This window comes from Prodigiosinella confusarubida, from assembly GCF_002847015.1.
Lineage (GTDB): Bacteria > Pseudomonadota > Gammaproteobacteria > Enterobacterales > Enterobacteriaceae > Prodigiosinella > Prodigiosinella aquatilis.
On record NZ_CP025085.1, the window covers coordinates 4,690,086 to 4,705,466 of the forward strand.

Annotated in this window: 11 protein-coding genes and 1 pseudogene; 7 read left to right on the forward strand and 5 right to left on the reverse strand. The window is 49.9% G+C overall.

Features of this window, described 5'->3' with window-relative positions; genetic code table 11:
* The first annotated feature begins 398 nt into the window (after window positions 1–398).
* The 6 genes from nifJ (at window position 399) to CWC46_RS21445 (ending at window position 10,222) form a co-directional block, all read left to right on the forward strand.
* Window positions 399–3,932, forward strand: a complete 3,534-nt coding sequence (gene nifJ, locus CWC46_RS21420; RefSeq protein ID WP_021014498.1) for a pyruvate:ferredoxin (flavodoxin) oxidoreductase — start codon at window positions 399–401, stop codon at window positions 3,930–3,932.
* Window positions 3,933–4,071: 139 nt separating this feature from the next.
* Complete coding sequence (locus tag CWC46_RS21425; protein ID WP_084297593.1) at window positions 4,072–5,325, forward strand: L,D-transpeptidase family protein; 1,254 nt, start codon at window positions 4,072–4,074, stop codon at window positions 5,323–5,325.
* A 170-nt stretch (window positions 5,326–5,495) separates the two neighbouring features.
* Window positions 5,496–5,951, forward strand: a complete 456-nt coding sequence (locus CWC46_RS21430; RefSeq protein WP_021014496.1) for a MarR family winged helix-turn-helix transcriptional regulator — start codon at window positions 5,496–5,498, stop codon at window positions 5,949–5,951.
* Window positions 5,948–7,069, forward strand: a complete 1,122-nt coding sequence (locus CWC46_RS21435; protein ID WP_021014495.1) for an HlyD family secretion protein — start codon at window positions 5,948–5,950, stop codon at window positions 7,067–7,069. Before CWC46_RS21430 ends, CWC46_RS21435 begins: the two co-directional genes overlap by 4 nt.
* Window positions 7,056–8,636, forward strand: coding sequence for a DHA2 family efflux MFS transporter permease subunit (locus CWC46_RS21440; protein WP_021014494.1), 1,581 nt, complete (start codon window positions 7,056–7,058; stop codon window positions 8,634–8,636). The genes CWC46_RS21435 and CWC46_RS21440 overlap by 14 nt, the downstream gene beginning before the upstream one ends.
* Window positions 8,637–8,743: 107 nt before the next feature.
* Entirely contained in the window at window positions 8,744–10,222 is a 1,479-nt protein-coding gene (locus CWC46_RS21445; RefSeq protein WP_021014493.1) for a mannitol dehydrogenase family protein, read from the forward strand.
* Window positions 10,223–10,280: 58 nt separating this feature from the next.
* Here CWC46_RS21445 and CWC46_RS21450 read toward each other — a convergent pair whose 3' ends face one another.
* Window positions 10,281–10,490 (reverse strand): helix-turn-helix domain-containing protein, encoded by a 210-nt coding sequence (locus tag CWC46_RS21450; RefSeq protein WP_021014492.1) that lies wholly within the window; start codon window positions 10,488–10,490, stop codon window positions 10,281–10,283.
* Window positions 10,491–10,930: 440 nt separating this feature from the next.
* Here CWC46_RS21450 and CWC46_RS21455 point away from each other — a divergent pair, with 440 nt between their 5' ends.
* The gene (locus CWC46_RS21455; RefSeq protein ID WP_021014491.1) at window positions 10,931–12,457 is read left to right on the forward strand and encodes an MFS transporter; all 1,527 of its coding nucleotides are present in this window, start codon (window positions 10,931–10,933) and stop codon (window positions 12,455–12,457) included.
* Between the two features lie 77 nt (window positions 12,458–12,534).
* Here the strand turns inward: CWC46_RS21455 and CWC46_RS21460 are convergent, their stop codons facing one another.
* The 4 genes and pseudogenes from CWC46_RS21460 to CWC46_RS21475 all read right to left on the reverse strand — a co-directional run bounded on the left by CWC46_RS21460 (window position 12,535) and on the right by CWC46_RS21475 (window position 15,309).
* Window positions 12,535–13,545: an AI-2E family transporter gene (locus CWC46_RS21460; protein ID WP_021014490.1), complete on the reverse strand. Its 1,011-nt coding sequence runs from the start codon at window positions 13,543–13,545 to the stop codon at window positions 12,535–12,537.
* A gap of 281 nt (window positions 13,546–13,826) precedes the next feature.
* A pseudogene (locus tag CWC46_RS23735) lies at window positions 13,827–13,958 on the reverse strand (hypothetical protein); the annotation flags it as partial.
* A gap of 73 nt (window positions 13,959–14,031) precedes the next feature.
* Window positions 14,032–14,391 carry a VOC family protein gene (locus CWC46_RS21470; protein WP_021014489.1) on the reverse strand — a complete coding sequence of 120 codons (360 nt, stop codon included), beginning with the start codon at window positions 14,389–14,391 and terminating at the stop codon, window positions 14,032–14,034.
* Between the two features lie 522 nt (window positions 14,392–14,913).
* On the reverse strand, window positions 14,914–15,309 hold the full coding sequence (locus CWC46_RS21475) for a hypothetical protein (RefSeq protein ID WP_021014488.1): 396 nt from the start codon (window positions 15,307–15,309) through the stop codon (window positions 14,914–14,916).
* Between the last annotated feature and the right edge of the window lie 72 nt (window positions 15,310–15,381).

Genomic DNA, 15,381 nt, shown 5'->3' on the forward strand with positions numbered 1-15,381 from the left:
CAGCCTGATTCCATTAGCAAATAGGAATTATCTCCCCGGATAAGCCACATCGCTGCCACTACACTTACAGACAACATAAACAACCGTTAACTGTTGCCTTATCCAAATCTACTGGCAATAACATCCTGTTGCACATCTTCTCGCTCAAATCGTGACATAAAATCAATTAATAGCTGCCCGCTCCCGTTTTAATTTCACACCATGTTCACTTTTCATTACCACACCCCATAATGTTCGCTGCTATGCTTTCACTATCTCATCTACGAGCGCTATCTCATCTACGGATTAGAAGCAGGATTCATGCAGTAAAAAATTACACACTTTGATACAACCCTATGCGACATCAACGGCGATAATACCGTTTCATACCGTAATTCGTTCAGCAATAAGGCGTAGTCATGATCACCACCGACGGTAATAACGCGGTCACCTCCGTGGCCTGGCGAACCAATGAAGTCATCGCCATCTACCCCATCACCCCAAGTTCCACCATGGCAGAGCAGGCGTCAGCCTGGTCGAGTGATGGACGTAAAAATATCTGGGGAGACACGCCACGCGTAGTCGAGATGCAGTCGGAAGCCGGTGCTATTGCGACTGTACATGGTGCGTTACAGACCGGTGCGTTGGCGACGTCCTTTACTTCTTCACAGGGATTACTGTTAATGATCCCGACACTGTACAAACTGGCCGGCCAGTTGATGCCGTTTGTACTGCATGTTGCGGCGCGTACCGTCGCCAGCCATGCGTTGTCTATTTTCTGTGACCATTCCGATGTCATGGCGGTACGTCAGACAGGCTGCGCCATGTTGTGCGCCAGCAACGTACAGGAAGCGCAGGATTTCGCACTGATATCCCAAATAGCCAGCCTGAACAGCCGTTTACCCTTTATTCATTTTTTTGATGGATTCCGCACCTCACACGAGATCAACAAGATTGAACCGCTCAGCGATGTGCAACTGCATCAGTTACTACCACAGCAGGCCATTGCCGCACACCGTGAGCGAGCACTTACACCTGACCATCCGGTGATCCGCGGTATCGCCTCAAACCCGGATACTTTCTTCCAGGCCCGTGAAGCCACCAATCCCTGGTATGACAACGCCGTCCGGCATGTCGAGCAGGCAATGAATGATTTTGCCAACGTTACCGGGCGTCAGTACCAACCATTTGAATATTATGGTCATCCAGAGGCGACGCGCATTATCGTGCTGATGGGTTCTGGCGTGGGCACCAGTGAAGAAATGATTGATACGCTGCTTACGCGCGGTGAAAAAGTCGGGGTGGTAAAAGTGCGGTTATACCGCCCATTCTCCGCTCGTCATTTGCTGTCGGTTATCCCGCAACAGGCGCAGCGTATTGCTGTGCTGGACCGGACCAAAGAACCGGGATCGTTGGCTGAACCGCTGTATCTGGATGTCATGACCGCACTGGCGGAAGCCTTCTCTCGCGGTGAGCGCTCACTGATGCCACGAGTGATCGGTGGACGTTACGGTCTCTCCTCAAAAGAATTCACACCGCAATGCGTGGAAGCGGTATTTAAAGAGTTAGCACTGACCAACCCCCGGCCCCGTTTCACCGTGGGAATTTATGATGACATCACCCATCTATCCTTGCCGCTCAGCGCCGAAACGACACCCAGCCACTGCACACTTGAAGCACTGTTCTATGGACTGGGCAGTGACGGCACCGTCTCTGCGGCCAAGAATTCCATCAAGATCGTCGGGAATGCCACACCCTTGTTTGTACAGGGTTACTTCGTCTATGACTCCAAAAAAGCCGGCAGTCTGACCGTTTCCCATATGCGTGTCGGCCCTCATCCGATTAACGCCGCCTACCTGATTGATCAGGCCGATTTTGTCGCCTGTCACCAGTGGCAGTTCATGGATAAGTACAATATGGTGGAACGACTGAAACCCGGTGGCATTTTCCTGATTAATACCCCTTACCCAAGTGATGACCTCTGGCATCGTCTGCCACAGGAAGTGCAGGCCGAGCTGAACCAGCGCCAGGCCCGGGTTTATTGCATCAATGCCGCCAGAATTGCCCGTGAATGCCAGTTAGGCGCACGGATTAACACCGTCATGCAAATGGCGTTCTTCCATCTATCCCGCATCTTGCCAGGGGATGATGCACGGGAAAAACTGCGTTCGGCTATCGCTAGCAGTTACGGTAATAAAGGGCAGGATCTGGTTGAGCGCAACTGGCAGGCGTTAGATGCCACGCTTGACGCATTAGCTGCGGTGAATCTGGAACCGGTGAACCCGGAAAGCGGGTGCCGCCCACCGGTAGTATCCGATGCCGCGCCAGATTTCGTAAAAACCGTGACCGCAGCCATGCTTGCCGGGTTGGGTGATAGCTTACCGGTCTCGGCCTTACCACCGGACGGCACCTGGCCGACCGGCACCACCCAGTGGGAAAAACGCAATATCGCAGAAGAGATTCCGTTGTGGAAACCAGAGCTTTGTACCCAGTGCAACCATTGCGTGGCAGCCTGCCCTCATTCGGCGATTCGCGCTAAAGTCGTGCCCGCTGACGCCATGGCTTCGGGACCGTCATCACTGCAATCACTGGATGTCAAATCCCGTGACATGCGGGGCCAAAAGTACGTACTACAGGTCGCGCCGGAGGACTGCACCGGGTGCAATCTCTGCGTGGAAGTCTGCCCTGCCAAAGATCGCCAGGATCCGACAATCAAGGCCATCAATATGGCGTCACGACTGGAACATCTGACCGTAGAAAAAACGCACTATGATTTCTTTCTGCAACTGCCGGAAATTGATCGTTCCAAACTGGAGCGCATTGATATCCGAACGTCGCAGCTGATCACCCCGCTGTTTGAATATTCCGGTGCCTGCTCCGGTTGTGGTGAAACACCTTATATCAAGCTGTTGACCCAGTTGTATGGTGATCACTTACTGGTAGCCAACGCTACCGGTTGCTCTTCCATTTACGGCGGCAACCTGCCGACAACACCCTGGACTACCGATGCTCAGGGACGTGGGCCGGCCTGGGCCAACTCGTTGTTTGAAGATAATGCCGAATTCGGTCTTGGTTTCCGCCTTAGCATAGATCAACACCGTCAACGCACACTACGGCTGCTGCTGCAACTGGCACCACAGTTACCGGCAGAACTGGTCGTCGATTTGCAGGAAGCGACCGCCACCACGGACCTTCGCCGCCAGCAGGTCGCACAGTTACGGGAGCAACTGAGCAAGATAAACAGCGAACCCGCCCGCATACTGGCCGCCGATGCCGATCATCTGGTGGATAAATCCGTCTGGCTGATCGGCGGAGACGGCTGGGCCTATGATATCGGTTATGGTGGTCTGGACCATGTAATGAGCCTGTCGGAAAACGTCAACGTACTGGTACTTGATACCCAGTGTTACTCCAACACTGGCGGACAACAGTCCAAAGCCACCCCGTTGGGAGCCGTGACGAAGTTTGGTGAAAAGGGCAAGCGCAAGGTACGCAAAGACTTGGGCATCAATATCATGATGTACGGCCATGTCTATGTGGCGCAGATTTCCCTTGGCGCCCAACTGAATCAAACGGTGAAAGCCATTCAGGAAGCCGAGGCCTGGCCTGGTCCGTCATTGATCATTGCCTACAGCCCTTGTGAAGAGCATGGTTACGATCTGGCGTTCAGTCACGACCAGATGCGCCAGCTTACTACGACCGGCTTCTGGCCGCTGTACCGCTTCGATCCGCGACGTAGCGAGCAAGGTAAACCGGCCCTGGTGACGGATTCCCGTCCGCCGTCCGCCGGTCTGAGCGAAACCCTGCTTAATGAACAACGCTTCCGCCGTCTTAACAACCAATCGCCGGATGATGCGGCACGGCTTTACCAGGAAGCTGAAGAAGATCTGCGCCGTCGTTATGATTTTCTGACCATGATGGCCGGAAAAACCGAAAAAACGTCATCGGAGTAACAGCAAAAAATGTGATTCATCGCACGGAGTATTTCTCTGTGAGCTTTCTGCACATATAATGCGCATCCGGTCTCTATTGACCATAAATAAGCATACTCCGTTATGCTGGTAGGCTTTAACACTCAACAAAGACATGAAAATGAGTATTCGCGCGACCCTGATCCTAGTTCTGGCGACTGTCACATTTAGTCAAGCAGCACTCGCCGTTGTCTACCCACTGCCAGCCGGTAAAGGCCGGTTAGTCGGTGAAAATATTCACGTCACTATTCCAAAGGATAGTACGCAACCATTAGAACATTTTGCCGCCGAGTATCAGATGGGGCTGAGCAATATGATGGAAGCGAACCCCGGAATTGATGCCTATTTGCCGCGTCCAGGCAGAACCATGCTTATTCCACAGCAGTTGATCCTGCCGGATACGCCACATGAAGGCATTATTATCAACAGTGCGGAAATGCGCCTTTACTACTACCCCAAAGGCACCAACACCGTGATTGTATTACCTATCGGTATCGGTGAACTGGGTAAAGACACCCCGATCAACTGGATAACGTCCGTGCAGCGGAAAAAGGCGCGCCCGACCTGGACGCCAACAGCCGCCATGCATGCCGAATACGCTGCCCGTGGTGAAACACTGCCCGAGGTTTATCCGGCCGGTCCAGATAATCCGATGGGATTGTATGCACTTTACGTCGGCCGTCTGTATGCCATTCACGGTACTAACGCCAACTTCGGCATCGGTCTGCGCGTCAGCCACGGTTGTGTTCGTCTGCGTGACAAAGATATCAAGTATCTGTTCGACCACGTGCCGGTGGGCACACGCGTGCAATTTATCAACGAACCGGTGAAAGCCACGGTTGAACCGGATGGTTCACGCTACATTGAGGTACATCACCCCCTGTCTCGTGACGCTGCGGAGTTCAACTCCAACGCACCCATTCCGATCACACTGCCTGACAGCGTAGCCAAAATCCTGGCGGATCCGAGCGTAAATGATCGCGTGACTGATCTGGCGCTTAGAAACCGTCTTGGCATACCGGTGAAAGTCAACGGACCAGCAGAAGAAGTGGATCCAGAGGTCACCCCCGCTCCCGAAACACAGGCGCCAATTATTCAACAGGCCTCCGCGACACCTGCCACTCCGGATAATAGCCCGTCCACCGCGCAACCAGCCGCCACAGCGGATGGAAGTGCACAAACAACAACACCTGCCACTTCGGATAGCAGCCAGTCTGCCGCACAACCGGCCGCCACAACGGATGGAAGTGCGCAAACAACAGCACCTGCCACTTCGGATAGCAGCCAGTCTGCCGCACAACCGGCCGCCACAACGGATGGAAGTGCGCAAACAACAACGCCTGTCACACCGGCGACCACCGTTAACAAATCGTAGTATTATTCTCAGGAGCAGCCCACGGGCTGCCCTGCTCTCCTCTATCATTTCCCTTTTTCTACCATGCGTAACCAGAGAGAAACGTCTGTGCGATATCGCACAAAATAAATTGACTTGTCATTAGTTGCATTGTTAATTAATTATATGTCACTCACTGGATATAAATCGTTATGTCATTTATTGAATCATCTTCCCGTCGTCGCTTCGCCGTGATGCTTGGGCAAACTACCCGTCTTTGGCGGCGTGTCATCGACCGTGAATTACAGCCGTATGGGTTAACACAAGCCACCTGGTTACCCTTGTTGTACATCGCCCGGGCAGAAACACCCTCCCACCAAAAAGCCCTGGCCGATGCTATCGGTCTGGATGCCTCAGCGGTAGTGCGGTTACTGGACTGCCTGCAAAAACAGGGGCTCATCGAAAGGCGAGAAGGTACAGATCGTCGTTTTAAAGAGATTCATCTGACCGAACAAGGTCTGCAACAAGTGGAAAAAGTAGAAAATATTGCCAACAAGATCCGTACTCAAGCATTGGAAGGGTTGTCGGAACAAGACATTGAGCAGGTAAGCCAATTTGTCGGGCAGGTCATTGACAATTTAACCCACCTAGAACAAAACCAGTCATGAGAATAACGTTACCGATGCTGGCAGGGTTTCATCATCTGAATCACCGCCATAAAACGCTATTGCTGGCAGGCGTGGCAATATTGCTCGCCGTGCTGGTGGCAGCCTCGTTCTGGTTTTACCAACGTTTGACGCACATTACTGAAAACGATGCGCATATCGTGGGAGAAGTCATTTCCCTTGCCAGCCGGCAAGACGGCTGGTTGACGGCCCGCCCGGTGATTGACGGTGATGTCATCAAAAAGGGCCAGATATTGGCGCAAATTGACAATCGTGACGCAAAATTGCAGCTTGCCGCGCTGGAGGGCAGCCTGGCGGCGGCCGATGCCCAAGTCAGCTACAGTCAGACTCAACGCCAAGTTACAGACCTTACCACTCAAGCTGAACAGGCACAGGCACAATCAGAGCTGGCGGCAGCTGAATCGGCTCTTAGCAACGCGGGTTATCAGCTCACACTGGCTCAGAGCAATTTTCAGCGTGATGACCAGTTATTAAAACGAAACCTGACGTCGAAAAAAACCTGGGACGAATCCCACACCACATGGCTACAGCGGCAAAGCGGACTACGGGAAGCGGAGGCTCAACGCGATGCACAACGGGCAGCACTCGCTAATGCCAAAGCACAACGTAATACACTACAGGTACTGGATCGACAGATCGATATGCAGCGCCAGCAACGCGCCGCATTACAGGCACAAGTTGAGCAATTGAAGCAAGACATTGCCGACCGGACACTGCGTGCTCCAGTAGATGGCGTCGTTGACCGCACCATCACCAACGTTGGGGAATACATTCAGGCTGGGCAATGGATCATGATGGTACATGACCCACATAACCTGTGGGTGGAAGCCAATATTAAAGAAACCGCTATTGCGCGGGTGAAAGTCGGGCAACCGGTTAATATTGAAGTTGATGCTTATCCTGGTCAACAATTTCAGGGACATGTCGTCCGGGTCGGAAACGCTGCAACTAACCAGTTTGCTCTGTTACCCAGTCCCAATCCATCAGGTAATTTCACCAAAATTACCCAGCGTGTACCGGTACGTATCGCACTGGATAACGTCGACACCCGCCTGAAACCGGGCCTCATGGCACAAGTGACCATCAATGTCGCCGATTGAAGCCCAGACACAGCGTTTTGGTCACACATATCGCTGGTTAGCCACAGTGACAGTGATGCTCGGCACTATTGCGACTACCGCCACCGCGACTATTGTTAATGTCGCCATGCACGACATCATGGGCGCTTTCGGTATGGGTCAGGATCAGGTGCAATGGCTCTCCACCGCGTTTCTGGCCTCCATGACCGCCACCATGCTGATGACAGCCTGGACGCTGGAACGCTTTGGTTACCGCGCCACCTTTGTCGGCGCGTTAGTTGTTTTTGTGCTGGGCAGCATCATGGGAACCCTCAGCCAGAGCAGTACCGAGGTGATTATCGCCCGTATCCTGCAAGGCAGCGCGTCCGGCATTATTCAGCCATTGGCGATGATTATCATTTCCCAGGTTTTTCCTGCCTCTGAACGAGGGCGAGCCATGGGTATCTACGGCGTCGGCGTCGTCTTGGCGCCAGCCCTCGGACCAGCGGCCGGCGGGCTGATGGTTGACCAGTTAGACTGGCGTGCCGTTTTCATGGTGGTTGTCCCGTTCTGTCTGGCGGGTATTGCCGCAGCCTTGGTGGTACTACCGGGAAAAAGTGCTGATACCGCTACACCACGGCATAAATTCGACCTGCCAGGGTTTATCTTGCTGTTGATCGCACTGACCACGCTACTGGCTGGTTTATCCAACGGACAGCGGGAAGGCTGGAACTCATTTTTTATCATCGGCATGTTGAGCTGTTCTGTACTGACGACCCTGGCGTTCATTATTAATGAACTACTGACGCCACAGCCGCTGCTCAGTTTGCGGGTATTCAACAATCGGGCGTTTACTGCTGGCTGTATCGTTGCTTTTGCCCTGGGAGCCGGTATTTACGGTTCAACCTACATTATCCCACTGTTTGTACAAACCATTCAGGGTTATACCCCTACCCGTTCCGGTCTACTGCTGATGCCCGCTGGCCTGGCATTAGGAATGGTGTTTCCATTGGCCGGGACGCTCAGTGATCGAGTGAAACCACATTATCCGGTGATCATCGGCTTGTTACTGTTCGGATTATCCTGTTGGCTCTCCAGTGATGCGGATACCAATACCCCATTCTGGACCATGGCTTGGTGGATTGTCGTGGGACGTGTCGGCCTGGGCGTGATGTTACCGGCGTTGAACGCTGGCGCACTGCGTGCCCTGACACCAGACAAGCTGGCTCAGGGGGCTGGCAGCCTGAATTTTATTCGTCAGTTGGGAGGGGCATTAGGCGTCAATCTGCTCTCGGTGCTGATCGAACGTCGCACCACCTTTCACGGTGAAATGCTGGCAGAGTCACTGACTGCCGCTAATCCGGTGGGAAACGATGCTATCCGCCAACTCGGTAGCCTTTACACACACTGGGGTAACCCGTTTGGCGACCCATTCAATATCAGTGTTAACCCTGGCGTGATGGAATTTATTCAGCGTATGCTGACACCTAAAGCACAGATGCTCGCTTATCAGGATGGCTTTTACATCGTAGCGGTGTTCTTTTTTGCCGCGATCATCCCCGCCTGGTTTATCCGTCAGGTATCAACACTAAATTCGCCCCGCCGGTAATACTGGGTGATGCCGGCAAAGCTGACCGGATACACAGGTTGCTCCGGGACAGAAAGGTCGCTATCGTTAGGCAGTTAATCTCTTTTTCCATTTCGGAATCGCCGATAATGTCCAATATCACCCAAAACCTTTCTACCGTTTCCTTGCCAGCTACCGTTCAGCAGCCGCACTATGACCGCAATGCGTTGAAACCCCGCATTGTTCATATCGGTTTTGGCGCCTTTCATCGTGCACACCAGGCACTGTTGACCAACCGGGTGCTAAATCAGCAGGGTGGCGATTGGGGGATTTGTGAAATCGTGTTGTTCAGTAACGATACGATGATCACATCATTACGCCAGCAGGATCATTTATTCACTGTGCTGGAAAAAGACGCCACCGGAAATCACGCCATTATTATCGGATCCGTATGCAAATCCCTACACGCCCGCGTGGAAGGTATTCCGGCTATTCTGGCACAACTGGCAGATCCGGAAGTGGCGATTGTCTCCCTGACCATCACCGAGAAAGGCTACTGCATGGATGGCTCCAGCGGTATGTTGGATCAGAATAACCCATTAATACAGCAGGATCTGGCCGATCCTCTGCACCCGTCTTCCGTACCCGGCCTGCTGGCCGAGGCGCTACGACTGCGCCATGAACGCGGTATCGCGCCTTTTTCCGTACTTTCCTGCGATAACGTGCCGGAGAACGGCAAAATCGCCAAAAAAGCGGTGATGGAATCGGCCCGGATACGGGACGCCGCTCTGGCGGAGTGGATTGACAGTCAGGTCACGTTTCCCAATACCATGGTGGACCGCATCGTGCCTGCCGCCACGCCGGAAACCTTGCAGCAGATTACCGACGCACTAGGCGTGGCAGATCCATGCGGGATAGCCTGCGAACCTTTTATTCAGTGGGTGATCGAAGATAATTTCGTCGCTGGCCGACCAGACTGGGACATTGCCGGAGCACAGTTGGTCGATGATGTCCTGCCGTTTGAAGAAATGAAGCTGAGAATGCTCAATGGTAGCCACTCTTTTCTCGCTTATCTGGGTTATCTGGCAGGCTATGAGCATATCAATGATTGCATGGAAGATGAGCACTATCGTCAGGCAGTTTACCACCTGATGCTAAAAGAGCAGGAGCCCACACTGCGGCTGAAAGACCGGGATCTTGTTACTTATGCTGATCAACTGGTTACCCGCTTCTCCAACCCGGCGCTGAAACACCGTACCTGGCAGATTGCCATGGATGGTACCCAGAAACTGCCACAACGTATGCTGGCCTCGCTGCGCTGGCACATCGAGCACAGTAGCGATTGCCGTTGCCTGATTCTGGGCATCGCCGGTTGGATGCGCTATGTCAGTGGTACAGATGATGCAGGACAAACAATAGATGTCCGCGACCCATTGATTGAGACGCTACGGAATATTGTCAACACAACGGCTGATGACATCGAACGGGTACGCGGATTATTGTCGCTGAAAAGCGTATTTGGCGATGATTTGCCCGTCAACAATACCTTTGTCACTGCCGTCACGCAGGCTTATCTGGCGCTACGCGATCACGGAGCTAAATTTGCCGTTGCCGACCTGCTGAAATAAGCCACAGTACAACTATTGATAATCCCCCGTTTCGGCGGGGGTATTGATTCGCAGCCCCTTATTCATCCGGCCGGTATTCCAATAAATCGCCCGGCTGGCACGACAATGCAGCACATATTTTCTGCAACGTATCAAAACGGATACTTCTCACTTTCCCTGATTTCAGCAATGACAGATTTTGTTCCGTAATCCCGATTAAGCAAGCCAGTTCCCGCGACTTCATTTTCTTTTGTGCCAATAACACATCCAGCCTAATAATGATTGACATAAACCATCCTGATTATGGCGTTAATCATGGAAGTGCCATGAAGGTGTTTTTCTCATTGCAGGAGAGTAAATAACAATACAACCTGTTTTCACTCCCCCGGTTCACTTCGGTTGTTACAATAGCGACAACGCTCATCCTCCGCGCTCACGAACACCTCCGCGCTACACTTATCTTTTCATAACGGCATCATGCTGGTTGAAACACAACAAACTTACTGTATAGCGATAAAATATTAATGTTAATTAGTAAAATTATATATTTTTATTCACTTTTTATCAGATCCAATTAAAAAATCTTATTTCATGATCTCTCTGACAGAATGCTATTAAAAACCACCAGAACCGTGATGGTTAGTTTACTTTATCAATCAGAGAGCAAATTATAAAAACATAAGTTCATTTCAAATGAAATAATGTTTCATAAATGTAGGAAAATTGATCATGAGTAAGCCCATCTCTTTTAAGCACACTTTCTGTTATGGCAGCGCTAACCTGCTGGGCAGTGGTGCCTTAGCCATCAGTGGTGCCTGGCTGCTGTACTTTTACACCACATTTTGTGGTCTGACATTAGTACAGGCAGCGTCAATTTTCTCTGTTGCCAGTATTATTGATGCTATCAGTAACCCGGTAATGGGTTACATCAGTGACAATTTCTACAACACCCGACTCGGCCGGATGTTTGGCCGTCGTCGTTTCTTTATTCTGCTAGGCATTCCGTTGGTATTAGTCTATCCCATGCTGTGGATGCATGGTTTCGGCTTTTGGTATTACCTGGCTACCTATGTCCTGTTTGAGCTAATTTACACCTCAATCATGGTGCCTTATGAAACGCTGGCCACCGAAATGACCAGTGATTTTAAAATGCGGTCTAAACTAACAGGTTCTAAAGCCATTTTTGGTAAAGTGGCCAACTTTCTGGGCGCATTTATTCCAGGTCAATTTATTCTTATTTATGGCAAGGACTCTGCCACCCCCTTCTTCTACACCGGTCTGGTTTATGGTGCCATCATGTGTGTCGCAATGGTTTCACTCTATCTGACATCCTGGGAACGGCCTATCAGCGAAATCGTGCATGAAAACACTACCAGCCTATGGAACGCGCTGAAAAAACTCAGTGTGGATATGGCATCAACCTTCCGCCTGCGTATTTTCCGTAAACATATGGGCATGTACTTGTTTGGGTTCGGCGCTGAGTGGTTGTTCGCTTCTGCCTTCACCTATTTTATCGTTTTCGGTCTGAAACAAAACACGGCGCTGGTTTCCCAGCTCTCCAGCTTCAGCTCTATTATGCAGTTGATTTCCACCGCAGCCTTTATTGGTATCTGTGTCAAAATGGGCTTCGCACGGCCGTTCCGCCTGGCGCTAACCGTGGTTATTGTTTGTGTAATAGCATATGCCGCGCTCTATTTTGCCAATTGGTCTCACACCGCAACCATTGCCGTACTGTTCGGTATCACCGCCATATTTGGCCTGAGCACCGGAGGGATATACTATATTCCCTGGACGGTATACACCTTCCTGGCTGACGTGGATGAAGTCCTGACGGGTCGTCGCCGTGAGGGTATCTATGCTGGCGCCATGACATTCGCCGGTAAAATGATTCGCTCCGTTATCGTATTTGTCATGGGGTGGACATTGAGTCAATTCGGGTTTGTTTCCGGTCAGTCAACTCAGCCGGAAAGTGCGGTTTTGGCCATTATCGGGGTGTTCTCTCTGGGCGTGACGGGTCTGGCTATCATCGCCATTTATTACACCACCCAAATGAAGCTGGATCGTAAAAACCACGCTATCCTGTTGGAAGAAATCGCCCGCATCAAAGCCGGTGGCGCTATTGCCGATATTCCTGCCGAAGCGCGAGTGGTTGCAGAAGAACTGACTGGTTGGAAATATGAACAGTGTTGGGGTAACAACCCGCTCGGGGTGCAACCAGAAGTAAAAGAACCGGTTGTCGCAATTTCATCCCGCTAACATGATGTAAGTCACTTGTTCCAGCCCGGGGATTTGCCGGGCTGAATGTTTTGGAAACGCCTCTTCACCCACCGCATTCAGATCAGAGCCGCTTCTTTCAGCTCACTTTTCAGATAGGCATAGTATATCGGCGCGGCAATCACACCGGATATCCCGAAAGCGGCTTCAAAAACCAGCATCGCCAACAGTATTTCCCAGGCATGGGCTTTAATTCGGGTACCCACAATTTTAGCGTTAAGAAAATACTCCAGCTTGTGAATCAACATCAGATAAACCAGCGCCACCAACGACACCGGCACTGAAATGGACAATGCCGCAATGAACACCACGGAATTGGAAATCAAATTGCCGATCACCGGCAGCAGACCAAATATAAACGTCAATATCACCAGTGTTTTGGCAAACGGTAAATGAACACCAAATCCGGGGAAAATACCCAGGATAAAAACGGCAGACAGGGTGGTATTCACCAACGATATTTTTACCTGCGCGAACACAATATTCCGAAATGATGCGGACAACAGCGCCACACGGTGCAGTAACTCTGTTTTCAGTAACGGTTTTTCAACGTCTGGTTCAACGTTATACAGAGAAATGATCGCGCCCAGGATCATGCCGATCAACATGGTGACAAATCCATGCAAGAAATCCTTACCCAGATTCTGCAATATCACTACATGCTTTTGCAGCCAGGACAGAAACTCACGCTGTAATTCGTCAATACTTACCGGTAAGTATCCAGGTAAATAAGTCATGAATTGCTTTTGCACGTCATGTAAAATAAACGCAATACGCTCATTAAATACGCTGGTATCTTTCATTTCCTGCATCAACAACCCTACCAGCGTACCAAAAACCACACACAGCAGGCTAACCACTACCGTACTAATCACTGCCACCACCAACAACCGTGCGCGCTTACCGCTGATAACTTTCTGAAAATACGGGGTTAGCAGATTGATGATTTCATACACCAGAAAACCCGCGACAAAACAAGCCAGCAGGCGTAACACAATCAAAAGCAATAATCCGCTCATGATAAAGCCAATGCTTAATAATCTGGCCTGCCTCAAATTCAACAACTGCATGATGAGATCCTGTATTCTGGTGATTGATAACGTAATAGTCGCCATAATCATTTTGGCTGATTAAGTAATATTCAGGCCACGCCTCGCCAAAATAGCCATTGTCATGTGCATGGCTATTGTCTTCGATATGACGTCGACATCATTTAGCGACCCAAACTCTTCGGCTTCTGTGCCAGGCAGCCATTTGGATAGTTGAACAAAACATTTCTTGTGGCTCTCCGGGAGTATGACCCCAATGGAGTCAGGAACGTCACGCGTTGACGGTCCGCTTGAATTGTTTGTTATGTCTTCAGATATCTTGACAGTATACCGCTTATGAAAGGCTCTTTCTGGCGTAAGTAGTCAGCCATACTCATTCCTCTAGCAACAAGTTTTCTTTTGAGTTCACCATAAGCCTTGAAGTCACTTTCATGATGTTCAAGGCAACGCCCAACTCAGCGGGCAATGTGAAGCAACAGCGGGAGATTGATCCATTGCGTGCGCTTGTTATACGCGAGCTTCAGACCACACCGCAAACTCATTACCACTTGGCTCAAGAAAATGAAAACGGCAGCCGCCAGGAAACGCAAATATTGGACGGATAACTTCACCACCATTTTTCAACACGTTGCTTAATGTTGCTTCGATGTCAGCACTATAAAAAATAAGAAGTGCTCCGCCAGTTGTGGTTTGGCTACAAGCGTCAGATTTATAAAAACCACCGTCTAAACCTTGATTAGCAAACGCAGTATATTCTGGCCCATAGTCAACAAAGTCCCAGCCGAAAACAGTGGTAAAGAATGATTTTGTTGCGTCTAAATCCTTAGCAGCAAATTCTACGTAATTAAGTTTTTCATGCTGATTCATGTTCACTACTCCGTCTGATTTTCCAGATAAGAGTATAACACTCCGCTAAACGGCAAGCGTTAGCGAGCCCAGTGAAGGACGCGCCTTTTGCGGTCGGAACAATATTTGAGCGGCTTGTTAATCAATGGGGAGCAGGTCAATACGGTTTAAAAGACCAAACCTGAATTAACAACGATGAGTATAAAGGTCACGATCAGTATTACTAATACAGACTACTCATGTAAATTTAACAATTCATTATATATGCTGATTATTCTAAAAGGATTGGCAATATTCACAACATTACTCATAACACATGCGTAAAGATAAATTTCTCTACTCTCATTAATGAGTTTTCTTATTCTATGGATATAATTTTTAATTATAAAAAAACCACCATCGAAACGTATCGATGAAATCAAATGAAATAAAACTGTAATAAAGTGAGTGATTATTACTGGTCAAAAAAAATGGCAGCACTGCTGATAGGCGCAAAAATGTTCAGTTAAGGCTGCCATTCATTGTTTTGTGTAATAAAAACGCTTAAGAAGCGAGGTGTGATGTAGTGTCAGTATTTTCTTGATTCAGAATCACTAAGGATAATACCCGGTTTTCCACATTCAATTTCGAGAAAGAAAGCGTACCCTGGTTCTTTTTAGAAAAACCATCTGATAATAAATCCCAGACCACGCGAGTGCTAAGTACATCACTGTTGGTTATGAAATCCTGATATGCAAATTTCACGTTAACCGGCAATACATCGTCAATAGATACTGGAGTATTAGGCACGGAGCGTAGGCCAAAATGCGCATTAAATGCAGAATTGGCGTAGATCACCTTGCATTTTTCATCAATTACTGCAACAGCGCGCCTATCATTGTGCGCTGGGGCGGTACTTAACATGTTTATGATTTCGTTCTGCCCAAATATCAGACTCATTATTTCCTCTGCTTCATGCTGTGTAAAAGCTGTCCATCTGAGTAGGTGTGAGTAAGCCATAGTTCAAGAGCC

What these genes read in the sequence shown, in the direction of transcription:
- nifJ (WP_021014498.1), top strand. Translation starts at nt 399, where the DNA reads ATGATCACCACCGACGGTAATAACGCGGTCACCTCCGTGGCCTGGCGA.
- CWC46_RS21425 (WP_084297593.1), top strand. Translation starts at nt 4,072, where the DNA reads ATGAGTATTCGCGCGACCCTGATCCTAGTTCTGGCGACTGTCACATTT.
- CWC46_RS21430 (WP_021014496.1), top strand. Translation starts at nt 5,496, where the DNA reads ATGTCATTTATTGAATCATCTTCCCGTCGTCGCTTCGCCGTGATGCTT.
- CWC46_RS21435 (WP_021014495.1), top strand. Translation starts at nt 5,948, where the DNA reads ATGAGAATAACGTTACCGATGCTGGCAGGGTTTCATCATCTGAATCAC.
- CWC46_RS21440 (WP_021014494.1), top strand. Translation starts at nt 7,056, where the DNA reads ATGTCGCCGATTGAAGCCCAGACACAGCGTTTTGGTCACACATATCGC.
- CWC46_RS21445 (WP_021014493.1), top strand. Translation starts at nt 8,744, where the DNA reads ATGTCCAATATCACCCAAAACCTTTCTACCGTTTCCTTGCCAGCTACC.
- CWC46_RS21450 (WP_021014492.1), bottom strand. Translation starts at nt 10,490, where the DNA reads ATGTCAATCATTATTAGGCTGGATGTGTTATTGGCACAAAAGAAAATG.
- CWC46_RS21455 (WP_021014491.1), top strand. Translation starts at nt 10,931, where the DNA reads ATGAGTAAGCCCATCTCTTTTAAGCACACTTTCTGTTATGGCAGCGCT.
- CWC46_RS21460 (WP_021014490.1), bottom strand. Translation starts at nt 13,545, where the DNA reads ATGCAGTTGTTGAATTTGAGGCAGGCCAGATTATTAAGCATTGGCTTT.
- CWC46_RS21470 (WP_021014489.1), bottom strand. Translation starts at nt 14,391, where the DNA reads ATGAATCAGCATGAAAAACTTAATTACGTAGAATTTGCTGCTAAGGAT.
- CWC46_RS21475 (WP_021014488.1), bottom strand. Translation starts at nt 15,309, where the DNA reads ATGAGTCTGATATTTGGGCAGAACGAAATCATAAACATGTTAAGTACC.